The 18,634-nt window shown below is 62.9% G+C and carries 18 protein-coding genes; 6 read left to right on the top strand and 12 right to left on the bottom strand.

Annotated features, from left to right (window positions below; translation table 11 throughout):
- Positions 1–128: 128 nt before the first annotated feature.
- From dctP to ACEN2S_RS09285, 4 genes are all read left to right on the top strand, one after another.
- Entirely contained in the window at positions 129–1,139 is a 1,011-nt protein-coding gene (dctP, locus tag ACEN2S_RS09300; RefSeq protein WP_441865359.1) for a TRAP transporter substrate-binding protein DctP, read from the top strand.
- 64 nt (positions 1,140–1,203) lie between these two features.
- Positions 1,204–1,704 (top strand): TRAP transporter small permease, encoded by a 501-nt coding sequence (locus tag ACEN2S_RS09295; RefSeq protein ID WP_441865357.1) that lies wholly within the window; start codon positions 1,204–1,206, stop codon positions 1,702–1,704.
- A 1-nt stretch (position 1,705) separates the two neighbouring features.
- Positions 1,706–3,025 (top strand): TRAP transporter large permease, encoded by a 1,320-nt coding sequence (locus ACEN2S_RS09290; RefSeq protein ID WP_441865354.1) that lies wholly within the window; start codon positions 1,706–1,708, stop codon positions 3,023–3,025.
- A gap of 441 nt (positions 3,026–3,466) precedes the next feature.
- A complete protein-coding gene (locus tag ACEN2S_RS09285) occupies positions 3,467–4,681 on the top strand; it encodes a tetratricopeptide repeat protein (RefSeq protein WP_441865351.1) in 1,215 nt (404 codons plus the stop codon).
- Positions 4,682–4,799: 118 nt separating this feature from the next.
- On the opposite strand, the gene ACEN2S_RS09280 is transcribed toward ACEN2S_RS09285, so the two are convergent.
- Genes ACEN2S_RS09280 through ACEN2S_RS09265 form a run of 4 tightly spaced genes read right to left on the bottom strand, consistent with a single transcriptional unit; the run spans position 4,800 to position 9,178 of the window.
- Entirely contained in the window at positions 4,800–6,155 is a 1,356-nt protein-coding gene (locus ACEN2S_RS09280) for an alginate O-acetyltransferase AlgX-related protein (RefSeq protein ID WP_441865349.1), read from the bottom strand.
- Positions 6,152–7,180, bottom strand: a complete 1,029-nt coding sequence (locus ACEN2S_RS09275; protein WP_441865346.1) for an alginate O-acetyltransferase AlgX-related protein — start codon at positions 7,178–7,180, stop codon at positions 6,152–6,154. The genes ACEN2S_RS09280 and ACEN2S_RS09275 overlap by 4 nt, the downstream gene beginning before the upstream one ends.
- Before the next feature lie 4 nt (positions 7,181–7,184).
- Positions 7,185–8,582 (bottom strand): MBOAT family O-acyltransferase, encoded by a 1,398-nt coding sequence (locus tag ACEN2S_RS09270; protein ID WP_441865343.1) that lies wholly within the window; start codon positions 8,580–8,582, stop codon positions 7,185–7,187.
- Positions 8,579–9,178, bottom strand: coding sequence for a hypothetical protein (locus ACEN2S_RS09265; protein WP_441865340.1), 600 nt, complete (start codon positions 9,176–9,178; stop codon positions 8,579–8,581). Before ACEN2S_RS09265 ends, ACEN2S_RS09270 begins: the two co-directional genes overlap by 4 nt.
- Before the next feature lie 537 nt (positions 9,179–9,715).
- Between ACEN2S_RS09265 and ACEN2S_RS09260 the strand changes: the two genes are divergently transcribed.
- Entirely contained in the window at positions 9,716–10,030 is a 315-nt protein-coding gene (locus ACEN2S_RS09260; RefSeq protein ID WP_441865337.1) for a hypothetical protein, read from the top strand.
- A 336-nt stretch (positions 10,031–10,366) separates the two neighbouring features.
- Here ACEN2S_RS09260 and ACEN2S_RS09255 read toward each other — a convergent pair whose 3' ends face one another.
- The 6 genes from ACEN2S_RS09255 to ACEN2S_RS09230 are packed head-to-tail and all read right to left on the bottom strand — an operon-like array spanning position 10,367 to position 16,195.
- The gene (locus ACEN2S_RS09255) at positions 10,367–10,813 is read right to left on the bottom strand and encodes a phosphatase domain-containing protein (protein ID WP_441865334.1); all 447 of its coding nucleotides are present in this window, start codon (positions 10,811–10,813) and stop codon (positions 10,367–10,369) included.
- Complete coding sequence (locus tag ACEN2S_RS09250) at positions 10,810–11,367, bottom strand: histidine phosphatase family protein (protein WP_441865332.1); 558 nt, start codon at positions 11,365–11,367, stop codon at positions 10,810–10,812. The genes ACEN2S_RS09255 and ACEN2S_RS09250 overlap by 4 nt, the downstream gene beginning before the upstream one ends.
- Positions 11,364–12,473, bottom strand: coding sequence for an MBL fold metallo-hydrolase (locus ACEN2S_RS09245; RefSeq protein WP_441865329.1), 1,110 nt, complete (start codon positions 12,471–12,473; stop codon positions 11,364–11,366). The genes ACEN2S_RS09250 and ACEN2S_RS09245 overlap by 4 nt, the downstream gene beginning before the upstream one ends.
- Positions 12,466–13,539, bottom strand: coding sequence for an ABC transporter ATP-binding protein (locus ACEN2S_RS09240; protein WP_441865327.1), 1,074 nt, complete (start codon positions 13,537–13,539; stop codon positions 12,466–12,468). The genes ACEN2S_RS09245 and ACEN2S_RS09240 overlap by 8 nt, the downstream gene beginning before the upstream one ends.
- A complete protein-coding gene (locus ACEN2S_RS09235; RefSeq protein WP_441865325.1) occupies positions 13,527–15,227 on the bottom strand; it encodes an ABC transporter permease in 1,701 nt (566 codons plus the stop codon). The genes ACEN2S_RS09240 and ACEN2S_RS09235 overlap by 13 nt, the downstream gene beginning before the upstream one ends.
- Positions 15,224–16,195: an ABC transporter substrate-binding protein gene (locus ACEN2S_RS09230; RefSeq protein WP_441865322.1), complete on the bottom strand. Its 972-nt coding sequence runs from the start codon at positions 16,193–16,195 to the stop codon at positions 15,224–15,226. The genes ACEN2S_RS09235 and ACEN2S_RS09230 overlap by 4 nt, the downstream gene beginning before the upstream one ends.
- A 175-nt stretch (positions 16,196–16,370) precedes the next feature.
- Between ACEN2S_RS09230 and ACEN2S_RS09225 the strand changes: the two genes are divergently transcribed.
- Entirely contained in the window at positions 16,371–17,138 is a 768-nt protein-coding gene (locus ACEN2S_RS09225; protein WP_441865319.1) for a DeoR/GlpR family DNA-binding transcription regulator, read from the top strand.
- A gap of 171 nt (positions 17,139–17,309) precedes the next feature.
- Here ACEN2S_RS09225 and ACEN2S_RS09220 read toward each other — a convergent pair whose 3' ends face one another.
- Together ACEN2S_RS09220 and ACEN2S_RS09215 are read right to left on the bottom strand one after the other, a co-directional pair.
- Positions 17,310–17,804, bottom strand: a complete 495-nt coding sequence (locus tag ACEN2S_RS09220) for a hypothetical protein (RefSeq protein ID WP_441865317.1) — start codon at positions 17,802–17,804, stop codon at positions 17,310–17,312.
- Positions 17,801–18,607: a response regulator transcription factor gene (locus ACEN2S_RS09215; protein WP_441865315.1), complete on the bottom strand. Its 807-nt coding sequence runs from the start codon at positions 18,605–18,607 to the stop codon at positions 17,801–17,803. The genes ACEN2S_RS09220 and ACEN2S_RS09215 overlap by 4 nt, the downstream gene beginning before the upstream one ends.
- Positions 18,608–18,634 lie beyond the last annotated feature (27 nt).

The raw sequence follows: 18,634 nt of genomic DNA, 5'->3' as shown, positions 1-18,634 counted from the left end.
TATTTCAGCTTTTCATAAGTCTGTTTTGCAAAAATAGCAAAAAACTTTCCAAATCAAACTGCTAGCTTCAGTGCCATGGGAGCGAAGATTCCCCCTTTGCGACAAGACCATCCAACATGGAGACGGATATGGCACTTTCCACCTTTACCCCTGTGCTTCGCGGCATGCTTTTCACTTCACTCCTTGCAGCGCATGGGATGGTCTGGGGCAGCGCTGCCGCCGCAGAAGACACCCTGCGCTCGCTGACGGCTTTCCCGTCCTCGGATACCACGGCAAGCCTCTACGGTCGCTTCGTTCAGGAGGTGAACACCCGCGGCAAAGGCATCGTGCAGATCGAGGTCGTCGGCGGCCCCGAAGCCATCCCCGGCCTGCAGCAAATTGATGCGGTGGGGCGCAACGTGGTCGACATGACCTATGGCCCGCTCAGCTATGTGCTGGGCACCATGCCGGAGGCCGACGCCTGGGTCGGCAGTGACGTCCCGCCCCTCGTCTCGCGCGAGAACGGCGGTTTTGCGCTGATCCAGAAGATCGGGCAGGAGAAACTGGGCGTGCATATCCTCTCGCGGTTCGCCCCGGCCGCGCCGGTGAACCTGTGGTTCCTCGAAAAGCCCAAACTCAAAGAAAATGGCGAGATTGATCTGACTGGCCTGCGCCTGCGCGCCTCGCCGCTCTACAATGCCTTTTATGAAAGCCTCGGCGCGGTGCCGGTCAGCATTCCGGTGCCCGATGTCTACACCGGCCTTGAGCGCGGCACCTTTGACGGCATGGGCTATCCGGCCTCTTCGATCGAAGGCTGGGGTTGGGACAAGTTCCTGAAATACCGTCTGGAGCCGAGCATCTTCCAAACCGATCTCGGCATCTACATCTCGCCGAAGAAATGGGACGCGCTGAGCGAAGAGGCCCGTACGATCCTGACCGATACCGCCGCCGCCTTTGAGGAAACCTCATATACGGAATGGCAGAGCTACACCAAAGAGGTCACCGACAAGCTCGAAGGCAACGGGATGCAGGTCATCACCCTCGAAGGTCCGGCGCGCGACGCCTTTGTCAATCAGGCCTATGATTCGGTCTGGGCGCGACTGAAGGCCTCAGGGTCGCCCGATTACGAGAAACTGCGTGCGGCCTATTTCTCGCACTAAGCGTCACCCCGGTTGATATCGGCGCAGTCATCCTGCCGCCGATATCCCATTTGGGCAGATACCAATGCAAAAAATCCTTCGATCTTACGACCGTCTCATCTACGGGCTTGCCTGTCTCGCGGGGATCTCGCTCGCGATTGTCACCGTGCTTGTCATCTATGACGTGATCAGCCGCAATCTGGGTCTGCGCCCCTTCCGGGCGATCAGCGCCATTGTCGAATATGTGCTTTTGTTCAGCACGATGGCGGCCGCACCCTGGCTGGTGCGGATCAACGGGCATGTTTCGGTGTCCTCGATCCTCGGCCTGATGCCGCGCGCAGTTCAGGGCCTGGTCAGCCGCCTCTCGCTGGTGTTGGGTGCGGGCGCGACGGGGCTTCTGGGTGTGGTTGCGGCACGTCTCGCCATCGCGCAGGCACGCGCCGGAAACGTCGATGTCCGCGCCGTCAGCCTGCCCGCCTGGATCCTCTTCGCCTTCCTCGCCGTCGGGTTTTTCCTGATGGCAACCGAGCTGTTGCGCATGCTTTTGCGCGGCGAAACCTATACCGGCGCGGAAGGGGATCACTGAGATGATGGAATGGTATTCCGCAACGGCGCTGCTCATCGGTGGCCTTGTCGGGCTGATGTTCATGGGCATCCCCGTCGCCATTTCGTTCCTGATCATCAATATGGTCGGGGTCGTGCTGTTGATGGGTGGTTTCGCCGGCATCGAGCAGCTTTTGGTCAATGCCTCGGCCTCGGTGACCACTTTCACCCTGGTGCCCGTGCCCCTGTTCCTGATCATGGGCGAGCTGTTGTTTCATTCGGGCCTCGCCATCGGCGTTTTCAATGCGCTGGACAAATGCTTTGGCAATATCCGGGGGCGCCTTGCCTATCTTACCGTCGGCGGTGGCACAATCTTTGCCACATTGTCGGGCTCGTCCATGGCCAATACGGCAATGCTCGGCACCTCGCTGATGCCCGACATGATCAAGCGCGGCTACAAGCCCAAACTGATCATGGGTCCGATCATCGCCACCGGCGGTCTGGCGATGATCATTCCGCCCTCCTCGCTCGCGGTGCTGCTCGGATCGCTGGCCAAAATCGACGTCGGCGGCCTGTTGATGGCGGGCCTGATCCCGGGGATCATTCTTGCCAGCCTCTATGTCTTCATGATCTGGCTGATGATCCGCCTCGATCCCGAAGCCGCCCCCGGCTATGCCACGGAAAAATACCCGCTCCGCGAGATCATCGGCGGCCTGATGCGGGACGTGTTGCCAATGGGCCTCGTGGTTTTTGCGGTGATCGGGCTGATCCTGCTCGGCTGGGCGACGCCGACGGAATCCGCCGCCTGCGGCACCGCTGCGGTCCTGATCCTTGCGACGTTTTACCGCCGCCTCAGCTGGGATGTCATCGTCAAATCCATGCGCGGCACGGTCAAGGTCTCGGCGATGATGCTGATCATCATCCTCGGCTCGACCACCTTCTCGCAGCTGCTGGCCTTTTCGGGTGCCTCACGCGGGTTGATCTCTTTCGCCACGGGGTTTGAGCTGTCAGCCTATGCCATGTTGCTGGTGATGCTGGTGGTGCTGATCGTGCTGGGCATGTTCATGGATCAGCTCTCGATCATGATGCTGACCTTGCCGATCTTCATGCCGCTGATCGCCTTTTACCATTTCGATCCGATCTGGTTTGGCGTGGTGATGTTGCTGGCGCTGGAACTGAGCCTGGCCACCCCCCCGTTCGGCCTGTTGCTGTTCGTGATGATGGGGGTCAGCCCGAAGGGCACCACGATGTCGCAGATTGTGCAGGCCTCCGCGCCTTTCCTTTTGTGCTCGTTGTTCCTGATCCTGCTTTTGGTGTTGGTGCCTGACCTGGCCCTGTGGCTGCCCGGACTGATCCGGAACTAGGCACCGCAACCCGGCGCAAGTTGCCCAAATCCGGCCTCGGCCCGGGTTTGGGCATCACGCCACTTTAGGGCGAACCTTTCCGCGCGGCCATTTTTTCAGGCGGGCCGGTGTCACGACGCTGACGACAGACGAACGTGGCATGGTGGTGCACCATCACAATCGCGTCTGCGCGGCCGCAAGCCTTTCGATCACAGTCCAAGGGTGGTAGCGTTCAAAGACCACGGTTAGTCTTCCCCACAAAGGACATTTCTTATGTGCAACCTTTTCAGGGCAACCGCCCTCTCTTTGGCTTTTTCCTTAGCCGCTACCGCCCTCGCGCAGGCGCAAACAGAAACCCAACCGACGGCCACAGAAACAAAACCCGCCGAAGCCGCCCTCACGCTGCCGCAGATCAAAGAAATTTTGGCAAACGCCACCGATGACAGTCAAAAATCGCAGGCGATGACCGACCTCGAAAGCCTGGCAACACAGGGCAATGTTCAGGCGCAAAACCTGATCGTCAGCACGCTGCTGAGTGCCGGTGACGGAGAAAAAGCAAGCGAACTGCTGCAAACTTTCGCCGATGCGGGGTCGATACCCGCCATGCTGAAACTCTCCAAACTCCTGCTCAATGACAAAGTGAAGCCGACGGATCCCGCCCGCGCAGAACAGCTGATGGCGCAGGCCGCCGCCTTGGGCGACACGGGTGCCCGCCGGGATCTCCTGAACGCATATTACCGCGGCAAAACCCGCGGCATCGCCGCCGATCCGGTCAAGGCCCGCAAGCTGATGGAAGAAGAGCTGAAGGCAGGCGATGCGACCTATGCCGCCGCCCTGGGCGACATGTACCGCGATGGCACCGGCGGCCCGGTCGACGGGGCCGCGGCACTGGCGGCATATGCCGCTGCCGACAGTGAGGGCGCACATATCAAACGCGCAAAGCTTCTGTTGGCGGGCGACCTTGTTCCGGCAGACCCCAAAGCTGCCGAGGCGGATTTGCGCCAGGCCGCCGACGCCGGAAGCCAGCCCGCGATGCTGCTGTTGATGCGGGGCTACAACAAAGGCCAGTTCGGGCAAGCGCCTGACCCGCAGGCCGAGTTGCGCGTGGCCGCGATGCTGGCGAAAACCGGCAATCTGGCGGGGGCGCTGACTGTGCTTCGCCAACCCAAGGAGGCGGCCACCCTCGGCGCTGATGTCAGCGCCGCTGCGGCACTGGCCGAAACGGCCGCGCGTGAGGGGGATGCCAGCGCGTTCAGAACGGTTTATGCCTATCTGAGCTCCCCGGCAGCGCCGCAGGATGCCGCACCGAAACTGGCCGCACTCGTCGCCGCCAAACCGGATCTGGTGCCGATCCGGGATCGCGTGAAATCAGCGCAGACATTGGGCGCCTACGCAGATTTTGCCACTGAGATCCGCGAAACCGCCCCCAAGGCACGCGCGGCCAAAATCCGTGCGCTGCGCAGCGGAAATCCCAATGCCTATGTCTATTTCATGCAAGAGGTGCTGGACGCAGATGGGCTTTATGACGGGCGCAAGAACGGGCTTTTGACCTCGTCGACCATCGTGGCCTTCAGCCAGTTCTGCAAAAAGGCCAATATCGCCGAAGAATGCATCCGCGGGCCGCTCTCCGGTCCGGCCGCAAGCGCGTTTGCGCGCACGGTTGCCGAAGCGCCCTAACGCCCGCCGCCACCGGCACCCAGACATAATGCCCCCCACCGCAGGGTGGGGGGCATTTCCATTTCTCAGGCTGCGCCCACACAGACAGACCTGCCAACCAGGTTCAATGCAGCCACGCTCAGTGCATCAGAACCGCAACCGTCGGGCAAACCCTGAAGACCGCCTCAACAGGTTCACCCACATCGACAAAACGCATGCGCATACCGCCCGGATTGCCCATCAGCCCTTCTGTCTTGGCGCTTCCGATGTAAAAACTGCTTGTGTTGCTCGCGTCATCTCCAAGCAAACGACCACTGAACCGGCTTTTGATCGTTTCTGTCTGACCGGCGTTGAAATCGAGTTCGATCTCCAGCGATCCTTTGGTCAGCACCGGCATCTCCACCTCAAGCCGGTCCTGCAGCGCCATGCCAACCGGCCCGTCCACCCATTCCCCCGGCGTGAAACTCTGACGAACTTCAAACGAATAGGGGCTCTGCGTACAATCGGGCTGCACCGCGCTTTGCACCTCGCGCAGGGTCGAGCGGAACGGCACTTCCGAGAAAGCGGTATAGGGGATCTCCCAGAGGATCAGCGACGGCGGGTTCTCGTCAAAACCATGCGCCGAGAACCTGCGCGCCGCGATGTCCACACCGCCGCCGTCCAGAGCCCAATTCTCCACATCCTGCTGCAAGGCATATTGCACGGAATCCTCCCAACGGAAGCGATCCTCATTGGCCTTGTTGGAGAAACTGGTCCCCCAAAGCACCACGCGGCCAAGCCCCCCGACCTGATCACCGAACAGATCGTCTTCACTGACTTTCTCAGCACCTTTGGCGGCGACGACGGCTTGATATTCCACCGTCTCGACCGGGACATCGACCTGACAGATTTCCGCAACCCGGGCCCCGATCAACCCTGCAATATCAAAGGTCTTCGTATCCCCAAGGACATAGGTGGATCCGAAATCGGGCAAGGTCAGGGTCAACACCTGCTCAAGCGTGGTGCGCAACGCCAACGCGGTGCGCAATGCGGCACCGGGGGTCCAATGGGTGTCGGTATCGAAAAAGAATTTGGGTTGGCTGGCATCGGCAACCAGCGTGCTCAGATCCGGCACGATCGCACCAGCGGATCTGATATCGCCCGTCAGGTCCAGATAGGACTGGCGCACCGTGCGCTCGGCGAGAAAATCGGTGGAAGGCAGGCCGCGTGGCGGCGTCAGGATCATTGCGAGGTTTGTGCCGAACCTCTCGCGCAGTGATTTGACCGTGATGGCAAGCATGGACACCGTGTCGGGGGACAGACGGTCCAGAGGCTCCAAATCGCCTTTGCGGAGCATTCTTGTGCCGCCCCGCGCAATTTCAATCGGCGCCAGCCAAGTCCAATCCGCAGGATATTGCGAGACATCCGCGAGGGCGGGACAGCTCACCTGCGCAACAGATGCCAGAGGCGCGGTGATTCCCATCGCCAAAGCGAGGGATGCAGCCTTGAGTTTCATTTTTGTACCGCCTCTACAGTCAGATAACGCTCGGGAATTTCCCAAAGGACCACATTTGGCACCGTCTCTGCCGTGTCCAGCTGACGGAGAAACCGGCGCATGGGCTCAAAGGGCCCCTGCCCTTCCAGCGCGTAATTCACCACATCTGCCTGACAGGCCGATTTGAGGAAATCGGCGAAATGCCAGTCCTCGATGGCGGAGTAACTGGTCCCGACCAGGGCAATCGGCGGAGCTGTTTCGCCGAACAGGTCCAACGCATCGGCATCGGCGCGCGCGCTCGTGTAAATGGCGACCCGCTCCGGAAGCAGCCCCAGTTCGTCTGTGAACGGGCCCAACGGAATAAAGTTCAGCAAATCCCCGGTCCGGTCCGCGAACCCGGTAACGGTCGTTGTGAAAGGTGCATGGTCTTCACTCAGCAAGGGCGCGGCAGAACATAGGGTTGCCGCCACCGTTTGAGCGCCCTCCGGCGTCCAATGCGTGTCCGTGCGCAGGAAACCGGGAGAAACGGTCGAGAGCGCTGCCCGCAAATCCGGCAGAGCAATCCCGCCGCGCCGCAGTTCGTTCAGCGCCAGATCATAGCGCCCCTCGATCCGCGCCGCACGCGCTGTGACTACTTCAGCCGAGGCCATCCGGGCCTTGTCCGGCAGCAAGGCGACCTGCAGCGCGATCCCCCTCTCGTCCAGAACATCACGCACGGCCAGGATTTCCGCGAGGCTTGTTGCCAATCTGTCTTCGAAGGTGACATCAATCTGATATTCTTCATCCGAAAACAGCCAGCCGTTGCGCCCGACCACGACGCCCTTGGCCACTTCGCCAAATACGCTGTACCGCAGGGCCGACCAAGCGGCGATCGCAGGATCGCGCACGATCACCGCGGCCTCAAAGGCACGCTCCAGCCGCTGTTGTGTCTCTCCATCCACAATGTCGGCGGACAAGATTGGCTTCAGATCGGCCTGAACCAGGCTCGCGCCGCCAATTATCGCCATGACCACCAACAGAGATACGCCGGAATATTTTGTCCACATGGCCCTAGAACTGGAAATAAAGGAAAGGGGAGAATGATTGTGCGACCATCCTGCTCAGGGTGACGATGAAGAGCAGGCTGTAGGTCAGGCTTTGCAGCGCGGGATGGATCCTTATATCGGCAAGCTTCAGGCCACGCGGCAACAGGCACAGCCCCATCGCAAGCACCAGAACCAGAATTTCACTGCGTTGAATCTGCCAGCCAATTTCAGGGGTGATGGCGATGCCGTTCAGGCCGATCATGCCAGCATACATGGAAAAGGCCGCGCTGACGCTGCTGGCACGGAACATCACCCAGCCGATCACCACAAGACAGAAGGTCAGAGGCAGCGCCACCGCGGCGGGCCAGATTGACTTGCGCCCTTTCGCCCCCAAAGCACGCTCGAACGCCATCAGGCCGCCGTGCCACGCCCCCCAGAGCAGGAACGTCCAGTTGGCGCCATGCCAAAAGCCCCCCAAAAGCATGGTCAGCATGAGGTTGACATAGGTCCGCACCTTGCCGTGCCGGTTGCCCCCCAGCGGGATATAGAGGTAGTCGCGCAGCCAGGTCGACAGCGAGATGTGCCACCGCTGCCAGAACTCGGTGATAGAGCGGCTGATGTAGGGACGGTCAAAATTCTCGATGAAGTGAAAGCCCATCATCAAGCCCAGGCCGATTGCCATCCCGGAATAACCGGCGAAATCGAAGAAGAGCTGAAACGAATAGGCCAGAGCGCCCAGCCAGCTTTCCCACAAGGTCGGTGCGGGCAGCGCGAAAATACGGTCCGCCAAAGGTGCGAGCGTATCGGCGACAAGCACTTTCATCGCCAGCCCGAGCAAGAAGCGATAGACGCCACGCGTCACCAGTTCTGGCGAATGAGTGCGGCTCACGAACTGATCCGCCAGATCTTTGTACCGCAGCACCGGCCCTGCAATCAGCTGCGGAAACAGCGCGCCAAAGGCGAGAAAATCGACCAGCCGCCGCGCGGGCGGCGCGTCTCCGCGATAGACATCAATCACATAGCTTATGGATTGGAAGGTGTGGAACGAAATGCCGATCGGCAAAAGGACACGCGCCACATCCCAATGTTCCGACCCTGAAAAGGTTAATATGCCATTCACATTATCGACGAAGAAATTGCAGTATTTAAAATACAGCAAAGCACCCAGGTCACAGCCGATCCCGAACCACATGGCACCGAGGCGCATTCGGCGTGTGCTGCCGTGGTGGGCGATCTTGGCTGTGTAAAAGCTGAGGGTCGACATCGCGAAAATAAGCAGCAGGTACTCATATCGCCACCAGCCGTAAAAAAGGTATGACGCTGCCAGAATGACGTAACTTTTCCCGCGCCAGGGCGTCACATAATAAATTGCGAGAAAAACCGGCAAGAACAGAAAAACGAAGAGATCCGTGGAGAAGATCACTCGACGATACCCTTGTGGACAACGGAATAAATCAGGCTCACCGCGCCATCCCCATCGACCAGAATTGTCGGGTCTTCCCCACGGCGCAAATCTATCTTGTACTCTTCCCCAAGGGGCTTTCCTTTATCAAATGTTTGTAAAACAACGGAAATCGGGTTCACCAAACGCTCCCCCATCCCCCCCGCAGCCACGTCGGCAACAATCGGCACAACTTTCTTGCCCACGGCCTTGAGATCGACACTGCGGCCGGACAGGTTCACGACGCTGATGCGCACTTTCTCGGCTTTGCGCTCTCCCTCGATCAAATCCACCGATGCGCCACCCGCGGCACCGATGACCGTCGCGAACTGGCCGGGATCCATCGCAACCTGCGGGCCATGAAAAACCAAATAATCCTGTGTTTTCAGTATTTCCAACGGAACGTCGACACCATGCCAAGTGACCGGAGCAGCTGTTTCCATTCCCAGAAACCGCACGAAAACAGCATCTGGCGGCGGCGGCGCATCATAGAGCGCTTCGTCCTGCGCAAAACTCTGACCGGCGGCAAGAATACCAAGCCCAAAGACGAGACCCAGAAAAGGTACACGCATTCCCATTATAAACTTCCACAAAAACGATTCTGCAATTTAAGGCATGATTCCATACTGCTCTAGGTTAGCAACAAAAATAACACAACAACGCTTTTCGCATCTTTTAACGGTGCGACTTGCCTGTTTTTAACCACACCGAAGGGGCACTCACCCCGATTCAGGTTCAAAAATCAACAATCGTTGTTCCTTTCAGGACCGGAGCCCGGTCACATCGGCGCTGCGGTACGACCCTACGCCGGACCGCGAGCGGCGCTTTCGGCTCCCGGGATCAGCCAAGCCAGAAGCCCCGGGCCGCCCCGAGGGCCCGGAGGCGCTTCATCACGGCGCTGCGGATCTGGGGGTCGGTTCCGGCCCCGCGTTTCCGGCGACACGGGCCTGTTCAGGCGGCGCTTCCCCGGACTTTGGCGGGGCCGGAACCATTGCCCGCAGCGGGGCGTTCCCTCCGGAGCAAAACCCCACCGCGGACACGCGCCCGCCGCAGGCAGCTTTGCCTGTCAACCGGGCGATATCGCCCTGATGCGGTGCCACAAGAAAGGATACTCCATGTCGGACACGGAAAATCCAAAGTCGATCATCCCCCCCGAAGTGCTGCGCACCGAAGGGAACACGATCAATCAGATGCAGCAGCAGATTGATCCTGCGGGCCAGCACCGGCAGGATACGAATGCCAATGCGGAAAGCCCGGAAAACACCAAGCAACCTGGGCGCCTGCCAGCGGAAAAATCCACGGACACCGAGGTGCGGCAGGTGCGTGACGCGGGCACCGAGGCAATGCGCAACCCTCCCAAGACCTGGTCGCAGGTTGATGAAGAAAGCGACGAGTCGTTCCCCGCCAGCGATCCGCCCGCAAATTACTGAGACCCCGCAGGGGCTCCGCCGCCGGGCCCTGCCAAGATGGGCGGCAAAACTTGTGTGGCGGCTGTCAGCACCCGGCACAACCACGGCTCCGTATGGTTGCGCCGATGGAATAATGCCGGTCCCCCTCCCGTTCGTCGGGCAGGAAGTGGCACGACCGTCGGTGCCAATCGGGACAAAGGAGAGACATCAAAATCCCTGCTGACTCCAAGGCCCAGCGAAGTGTAGCCGAAATGGCGCTGGCGGCCAGGCGCGGAAAAGCCAGGGCAGCCGATCTTTGGGGCGCGGCGCCGGGGAGCTGCGCCCCGCCCTGCCCCGCAGTCAGTACCTGGCCCCCGCTCAGAAATCGCCCGGCGCGCATTGCAGGCAGGTCAGACCGGCATCGCGCCAGAAAGCCACCACGGAGGATCGGTCATCCACCACCAGCCACGGCCGGTGCCCGTCGGCGCGGATGCGCTGCAGGGCAAGGGCCTTGGCGTCAGGATCGGGCAGCGGATCTTCCTGCGGCTGCCGAAGATAGACGGCATCAAAGGGGATATCGGCCTGCCGCAGCCAATCCTCGGTCAGCGCCTGCCAACCGACCGGACGGCCCGAACATATGACGATCTGCTCACCCTGCGCCTTCAGATGGCGCAGCAGCCGGACGATGGGCGCAATGGCGGGGGCATCGGCCATCGCCGCGTGAAATTCGTCCCACCGTTTTTCGACGCCATGCACCAAAGGACCCAGCCGCTCGGCATCAAATTGGGCAAGGGTGCCGTCCACATCAAAGATCACGCAACTCATCGGTCGCTCCTTGCCGCGAAAAGCGGCTGTTCGTGCCACCCACCGGCGGTGACCGAGAAGAGCAGCGGGGTTGTGTTCGGGGCTGAGGCCCCGGTGAAATCGCCCCCTGTGAGCGCGCGTGCGGCGCGGATCACACCGGAATGCGCCACAATGACCGGCAGAGCCGTTCCGGCCGCCATCAGGCACTGCCGCAATGCCCCGGCGACGCGGGCGAGCAAAACCTCCCAGGCTTCACCCGCAATGGGGGTGGTGGTGCGGGGGGGAAGTTCGGCAAGCGGGCGGCCCTCATGGATGCCCCAGTTGCGTTCGCGCAGATCCTCGACAACGCGCGCACTTTGGGCCGGAAATGCCAGCGCAGCGGTTTCGCGGGCCCGGTCCTGCGGGCTGGTGAACAGCGCCACGGGGCGCGGCCAGACCTGCGCGGCAAGGGCGCGGGCGGCATCACGGCCCGGCTCGGTCAGTTGCGCCTCGGTCCGGCCCGCGATGATGCCATCGCGGTTGGCCTCGGTCTCGCCATGGCGGATCAGGCAAAAATCATACGGGGGCAGGATCATAGCAGAGTCCGTTCGCCAAAGGTCAGGGCCAGATCGGTTTCCAGCAGGTAATCCTCGGGCATGGGACAAAACAGTGGCGCAAAGCGCCGTGCGCCCAGCCGCGCCAGCATCCGCTTTTGATCGCCGAGCGGCGGGTGGACGTTCCAGCGGGTGAAATGCCCTCCATGCGCCGCGATGGCGCGGGCATGGGCGGTCATATGGCCGGTGAAGATCACCACCGCCCGCTGACCCAGGGCGCCACTGTCGCGCCAATCCTGCACGAGGCGCCAAGCCATGCCGCCATCCGCATTCGGCGTGTCGCAGATCAGGAACCGCGCCGCGGGATCAAAGGGCATGTCGATCACCGAGGCCAGCTGGCGCGCCTTGGCACTCACCCCGCCCGCCGCCAGCGCGGCGCGCAAGGTGGCGCGGCAGGCATCGTCGAGCGTGACCGCACCGCGCGCCATCAGATGCAGCGCCACCTCGCCCGCGCGCCCCGAGGGGGGCACCGGAAACAACACCTGCACCGAGGGGTCGAGCCCCTCCAGCACCGCATCCAGGGCGGCGCGCCGGGCCAGTTGCGGCACCGCGTCGAGGTGATAGGAGGCGTCGATCAGCGCGGTACCGGCGGCAGGCGGCGGATCAAAGGCGAACCAGTCGGATTCCTCCGACCAATCGCCGGAATAAAACAGCCCCTCGCGCCCCAGCGCAAAATGCAGCCAGACGCCGCCCAGAGCATGGCCATTGCGCCCGGTGGTCAGGGTGATGCCGTCGATGACGGTCTGTCCCCGCTCGGGCAGCAGCCGCAGATCCGCGCCGGGCGGCAGCGCCCGCGCGGTCTGTGCCGTGGTGTGGATCGGCAGGCCCGCACGGATCGCATGCGCCGCGCCGCCGATATGGTCGATGTGGTCATGGGTGATGAACACCGCATCGGCCCCCTGCAACCATTTGGGCTGAAAGGGCGAATTGGCCTCGGGACCGAAACCCACATCCAGCAGCCACAACCGCCGCCCGGTCCAGAGCCGGATACAGGCGGGGCCCTTTTCGCCCAGACCCGACAAGACCTCGATCCAGGGGGCGGTGCCGCGATCCTCAACCCCTGCGTGGAACATCAGAGATTCACGCATCCTGCATCTCGCGCAGGATCGCGGTGGCACTTGGGTCATGAAAGGCCCAAGGGGATTGCAGCGACAGGCGCATCTCTTCGCCCGGACGGGCGCGCATTGGCGCATGGGCGATCAGGGTTTCCTGCGCCGTCTCCAGCACCAGCCGGAAGCGGCCGCCCTGATAGGTGCAGGCGCTGACGCGGGCGCGGATCGGCCCCTGCGGATCGATGCGCAGCTGCTCGGGCCGGATGCAGATATGGGTCGGCGCGGCATCGGCACCGCGCGCCTCGATCTGCTGACCCAGCGCCTCGACCAGGACCCGCCCGCCCTGTGGCATTGTCGTGGCCTGCAGGGGGATCACCGCGCCATCCCCCACAAAGCCCGCCACAAAGCAATCGCGGGGCCGATCATAGAGCGCCTCGGGGGCCGCGAATTGCCGGATCTGGCCGCCCTGCATCACCGCGACGCGGTCGGCCAAGGCCAAAGCCTCGGTCTGGTCATGGGTCACATAAAGCATCGTCGCCCCGGTGCGGCGGTGAAAAGCGGTGAAGGCCTCCTGCATGGCGGAACGCAGCGCGAGATCGAGGTTCGCCAAAGGCTCATCGAGCAGCACCGCGCGCGGATCGGCGACGAGGCAACGGGCCAGTGCCACCCGCTGCCGCTGCCCGCCCGAGAGCTGCGCGGGCGCGCGGTCGGCAAAGGCGGTGAGGCCGGTCAGCGCCAGCGCTTCAGCAACGCGGCGCTGCCGCTCGGCTGTGGGCACCCGCCGGACCTCCAGCGGGTAGGCGACATTGCCCGCCACCGTCTTATGCGGCCAGAGCGCATAGGACTGAAACACGATGCCGATATTGCGGTCTTCGGGCGGCACGAAACGGCCGCCGCCCGCAAGGATCTGCCCGTCGAGCGCGATCTGGCCGCCGTCGGGCATTTCAAACCCGGCGGTAAGGCGCAAGAGCGTGGTCTTGCCACAGCCCGAGGGGCCCAGCAGTGCCACGAATTCGCCCTTGGCAATCTCGGCGCTGACGCCGTTCAGGGCCGGGGTGCCCGCGAAGAGCTTGGAGACGTTGGAAATACTCAACCCTGCCACGGCACGGTTCCTTTCGGCAAACGGGCGGCAGCAAGCTGCACGATCCCCATGAGGGTGATGACAAGCGCGACGATGGAGGCGGCAAGCGCCGAGGCCATCACCGTATCGCCGCTGTCTTCGAGGTTGAAAATGACCACGCCGAGCGTTTCCGTGCCCCCCGCCCAGAGCAGGGCCGAGACCGTCAGCTCATTCACCGCCGTCAGGAACACGAGGATCGCGCCCGCCGCCGCCGCCGGGGCGCAGAGCGGCAGCACGATGGTGCGCAGACGGCGGCCAAGGCGCGCCCCGGCACTGGCGGCGGCCTCTTCCATCGCGGGGTCCAGCTGGCCGATGGCAGCCTGCACCGGGCGCAGCATCACCACCAGAAAGCGCGAGAGATAGGCCAGCAGGATGAGGGTCAGCGTGCCATAGAGCGTGAGGCCGAAGGGCAGACGCATGAAGGCCAGGATGCACGAAATGGCCAGCACCACGCCCGGCAGCGCATAGGGCAGATCGACCAGCGTGTCGATCGCACGGGTCAGGCGCGTCGGACGGCGGCTCATGATCCAGGCGAGCGGGATTGCCACCGCCATCAGGATCGCGGCGGCGGCACTGGCCAGAAACAACGAATTGGCATAGGCGCGGCGGGTGAAGGGCTGGTTGAAGAGGACCTCGCCCCATGCTTTCAGCGTGGCGCTCTGCAGGGTCAGCGGCACACCATAGGCGGGGATCAGCGAGGTGGCCAGAAGCGCCAGCAGCGGCAGAACCAGCGTCAGTGCGATGAAACCCCACAGGAAAAACTCAATCACCGGGCGTTTGCGTCCCAGCGTCAGCGTCAACGGCTGCGCCGAGAGACCCACGAGGCCATAGGCGCGGCGGCGCAGAAAGATCCGCCCGGCCAGCACGCCGATAATGGCCACCGTGCCGATCAGCAGGGCCAGCACCGCAATCTCCGGCAGCACCGAGGGGCCCATGCCCGCAAGCCGTTGATAGATCAGCGTCGGCAGGGTGGAATAGCGCGCGGGAATGCCCAGCATGGCGGGAATCCCGAAATTCCCCAGCGCGGTCACAAAGGTCATTGCAGCGCCCGCGGCCAGGCTCGGCAGGCTCAGCGGCAGCACGATCTGTGCCCAGACCCGGGCGCCCCGGGCGCCGGAAATCCGCGCGGCCTCGACCAGATCGCCGGGGATCATCCGCAGCCCGGCACGCAGCGTCAGAAAGACGATGGAGGCATGCTGAATGCCCAGCAAGACCGCGATGCCCCAGGCCGAATGCAGCGGCTGCGGGCTGCCCAGCGGCGGCGCAATCCCCAAGGTTTTCAGGAGCACCGACGACGGCCCCGTCACTTGCATCCAGGCCAGCGCGGTGATCTGCGGCGGGATCATCATCGGGATCATCAGGCAAAACACCAGCGCCTGTTTCGCGCGAATATCGGTCAGCGCCACCACAAAGGCGAAGGCAGCCCCGATCACGATTGAAATCAGCGTTCCGGCCCCGGCGGTGATCAACGAGTGCTGCAAGGCGGTCAGCGTGGTCGGGCGGCCCAGAACCTCGGCCGCATGCGACAGGGTCAACCCGCTGCCCCATCCAAAGCCCTCGGCCAAAAGCCGCAGGATCGGCCCCAGCGCGATCAGCGCCACCGGCAGCAGCAAAAGAGAAATCAGCCGGTCCGGGGACCGGCTGATGAGGGTGCGCGAGAGGCGGATCATTTGATGCCGAAGATCTCGGAGAATTGCGCCTTGTTGGCGTCGGTATCGGCCAAGGCCTTGGCGGCATCGAAGGGCATCAGGTTCAGGCTGTCACGGGCGGGAAAGCCTGCGGGGCTGGCCACGCCGTTGCGGGCCGGGATGTAGCCCATGTCGGACACCAGTTGCTGACCCGCCTCAGACAGGACGAAATCCACGAATTTCTCGGCGGCGGCGCGGTGGGCGGCACCCTCCATGATCGCCACCGGCTCGGTGACATAGGTCAGACCCTCCGAGGGGAAGACGAAATCGACGGGCGAGCCTTCGGCCTTGGCGCGCAACGCCATGTAATCCACCAGAATGCCATAGGGTTTTTCGCCCGAAGCAACCGCCTTGAACACACCGCCATTGCCGCCATCGGCGCGCAGATCATTGGCGGCCAGCGCCTCGTAATGTTTCCAGCCAAGCGCGGGATTGTTGGTCAGCGCTGCCAGATGGATCAGCGCAGCGCCGGAGTAAAGCGGCGAGGGCGCGGCCACGAGGCCCTTGTATTCCGGCTTTTCCAGATCGGCCCAGGCGCCCGGGATCTCGGTCGCGCCGGTGTTGTAGACGATGCCGGTGGTGATCAGCTTGGTCGAGTAATAATAGCCCTGCGCGCTGAACAGCGCCGGATCATAGGCAGCAGCCTCGGGCGAGGTGTAGGCGGCCAGCTTGCCTTCCTGCGCCAGCCCCTCCAGCGTGACGGTATCGGCGATCAGCAAGACGTCGGGCTGACCGGCACCGGCCTGCATCTCGGCCGCCATCCGCGCCATCAGCTGGGTGGTGCCGTCGCGCACCCATTCGACGCTGATGTCGGGGTTCGCCGCCTGGAAAGCGTCAACCGTCTTTTGCGCATCCTCATTCGGCTGCGAGGTGTAGAGTTTCAGGGTTTCGGCCGAGGCCGCGACGGGCAGCGCCAGCGGCAGGATGAGGGCGAGGGCAAGACGAGACATGTCGATCTCCGGGGTTTGTGCTTTCGTACGAAAGCTGTTTTGAAACGGCGATGGGCAGCGAATACCCCGCCTCTGTGACAGAGAGGTGACGACATGCGGCTTTATCTGCAAAAATTTTCGCTTGGGTATCAGGGTTTTTGGATCATACTGGCGCTGCCCCTAGTTTCGAACGAAAATGAAAAACACAGAAACCGCACGCCGCCGCGACCGCATTCTGAGCCTCTTGTCCAGCCATGCCTCGCTGTCGGCCACGGCGCTTGCCGAACGGCTGGCGGTGACCGTCCAGACCATCCGCAGCGATCTTCGGATGCTGGACGAAGAGGGGATCGTGCGCCGGCGTCATGGCTCGGCCCATCTGCTGACGCCCGGCGACAACATCGGCTATCAGCCCCGTATGGCGGTGGCCCGTGACGAAAAGATCCGGATCGGCGAAGCCGTTGCCGCCCTGATCCCGCCGGGGGCGAGTGTCGCGCTTGGCACCGGCACCACGGTGGAGGCCTGCGCCCGCGCGCTCGCCCGGCATGAGGGGTTGAGCGTCTTCACCAACAACATCCATGCGGTTCTGGCGCTGCAACTGGCCCCGAAGGTCTCGGTCTCGCTCGCGGGGGGGGCAGTGCGGCTGCGCGATCTGGACTTTATCGGCTCGGAAAGTGTCGAGTTCTTCGCCCGTCTGCGGCCGGATTTCGCGGTGTTCAGTGTGGGCGGGATTTCGGCGGCAGGCGATTTGCTGGATTTCAACATGGAAGAGGTTCGCGCCCGCCGCGCGATCTTTGATTGCGCCCGCCACCGCATTCTGGTGGTGGACCAGTCCAAGATCGGCCGCGCGGCACCGCATTCACACGGCAAGCTCTGGGCGGCAGAGACGCTCGTGTGCGGCCGGGAATTTCCGGATGCGATTCAACAGGACATGCACCTTGCGGGACGACGGCTGGTTCGGGCCTAGCGCAGGCCGCACCTGAGGACAGGCAAGGCGCGTGACGACAGGGCCAGGCATTTTCACGCCAAAGAGGCGGCGGTGTTTCCGGCTGACGGGGACCGCGCGCACCCGGAGTTGCCGCAGCCAGACCCCGGGTGTCGGCGGGCCGCGAAAGCGCCGGAACCCCGCGGCACTCCGCTAGGGCGGGAAACCGAAATCATGGATAAGCTGCCACAATGCGCGGTTCAGGGCGGTCAGATCCGCGATTGTCGCGCGCAGCCCATCAATTGCCGCCCCATCCAGCCGCCGCTTGTCCCCCATCCGGATCGCATCACGACGGTCGGCGATCCGCATCTGGATCGTGCTGATCCCGCCGCCTTCCGCATCAAAGGCATAGATCGCATGGTTGTAGCGGTTGCGTTCGGCGGCATGCTGAACCAGCGCCTTCGTCGCCGCCAACAGGCGGTGCAGATCCGCCTCGGGCATACCCTTGTGCTTGGCCAGACGCTCGACCAGATCAACCCGCGCCCGGGTGGTGTTCAACGTCAGAAACAGCACCAGCGCGGTTTCTTTGTCACAGCCGACCAGCCCCGCCATGAAATGCACCAACAGACTTTCGGTATTGGTCCAGACATAGGTCAACCGGCCGATCTCTTGCAGCGCCAACGCGAATGGTGGCGCGGCATCACTCATGGCTCGCGGCCCTGCCCGGTCAGATAGCGGGTGGCCGCCTCGGTTCGGTTCGCGACGCCGAGTTTGGCGATGATGTGATGAATGTGCAGCTTGACGGTGTGCTCGGACAGCCCCAGCGCATCGGCAATCACCTTGTTGCGCTGCCCGCGGGCCGCAAGCCTGAGCACCTCATTCTCGCGCCGGGTCAGGTTGCTGCAGGGCTGCGGTTCCGGAACCGCGCCGGCGCCTGCCTGTGCCGGACCTGGTGCCGGTTCCGGACCGGCAACCAGCGCCGCCGGGACCATGATCTCACCGGAGAGCAGCATCCGCATCATCGCCACCAGCGCCTCGACCGACATTTCCATCGGCAAGAACCGCATCTGCCCGGCGGGTGGCCGGTCCTGCTGGCGGTGCAGCAGCGCCCGCGCCAAAGTCAGATCCCGATAGGCCATGACCGGCACCGCTTCGCCGCATAAACTCTGCAAACGGTGCGGATCTTCAAACAACCGTGCACCATAGCTTTCCTCAAATATCAGCAGGCGGACCGGACCGGTCGCCCCCTCCTCATCGAAGTCGGCGACCTCCATTCTCCGGGCCCTGGCACCATCGATTTCATTTCCGACAAGGCGCAGCATGACATCCGGAAAAACAAACTTACTACCGATAAAGACAATCTGATCGTGCCAGCTCTCGGCAGGCTGCACGACGGTATCAACCGCGAACACCACTTTACCCTCCCCCCGGATGCAATATCCGAAAATGGGCTGCCATCTATCAGACTGATCATGCCCATTTTGAAGAAGAATAGCCCAAAAAGGCTGCATCCGTAACTAGCCGAAAGATTATTGCCC

This window comes from Phaeovulum sp. W22_SRMD_FR3, assembly GCF_052113705.1.
In the GTDB taxonomy this organism is placed as follows: Bacteria; Pseudomonadota; Alphaproteobacteria; order Rhodobacterales; family Rhodobacteraceae; genus JBGQOG01.
The sequence above is the reverse complement of the archived record's forward strand: the minus strand, read 5'-3'. Positions and strand labels throughout refer to the sequence as shown.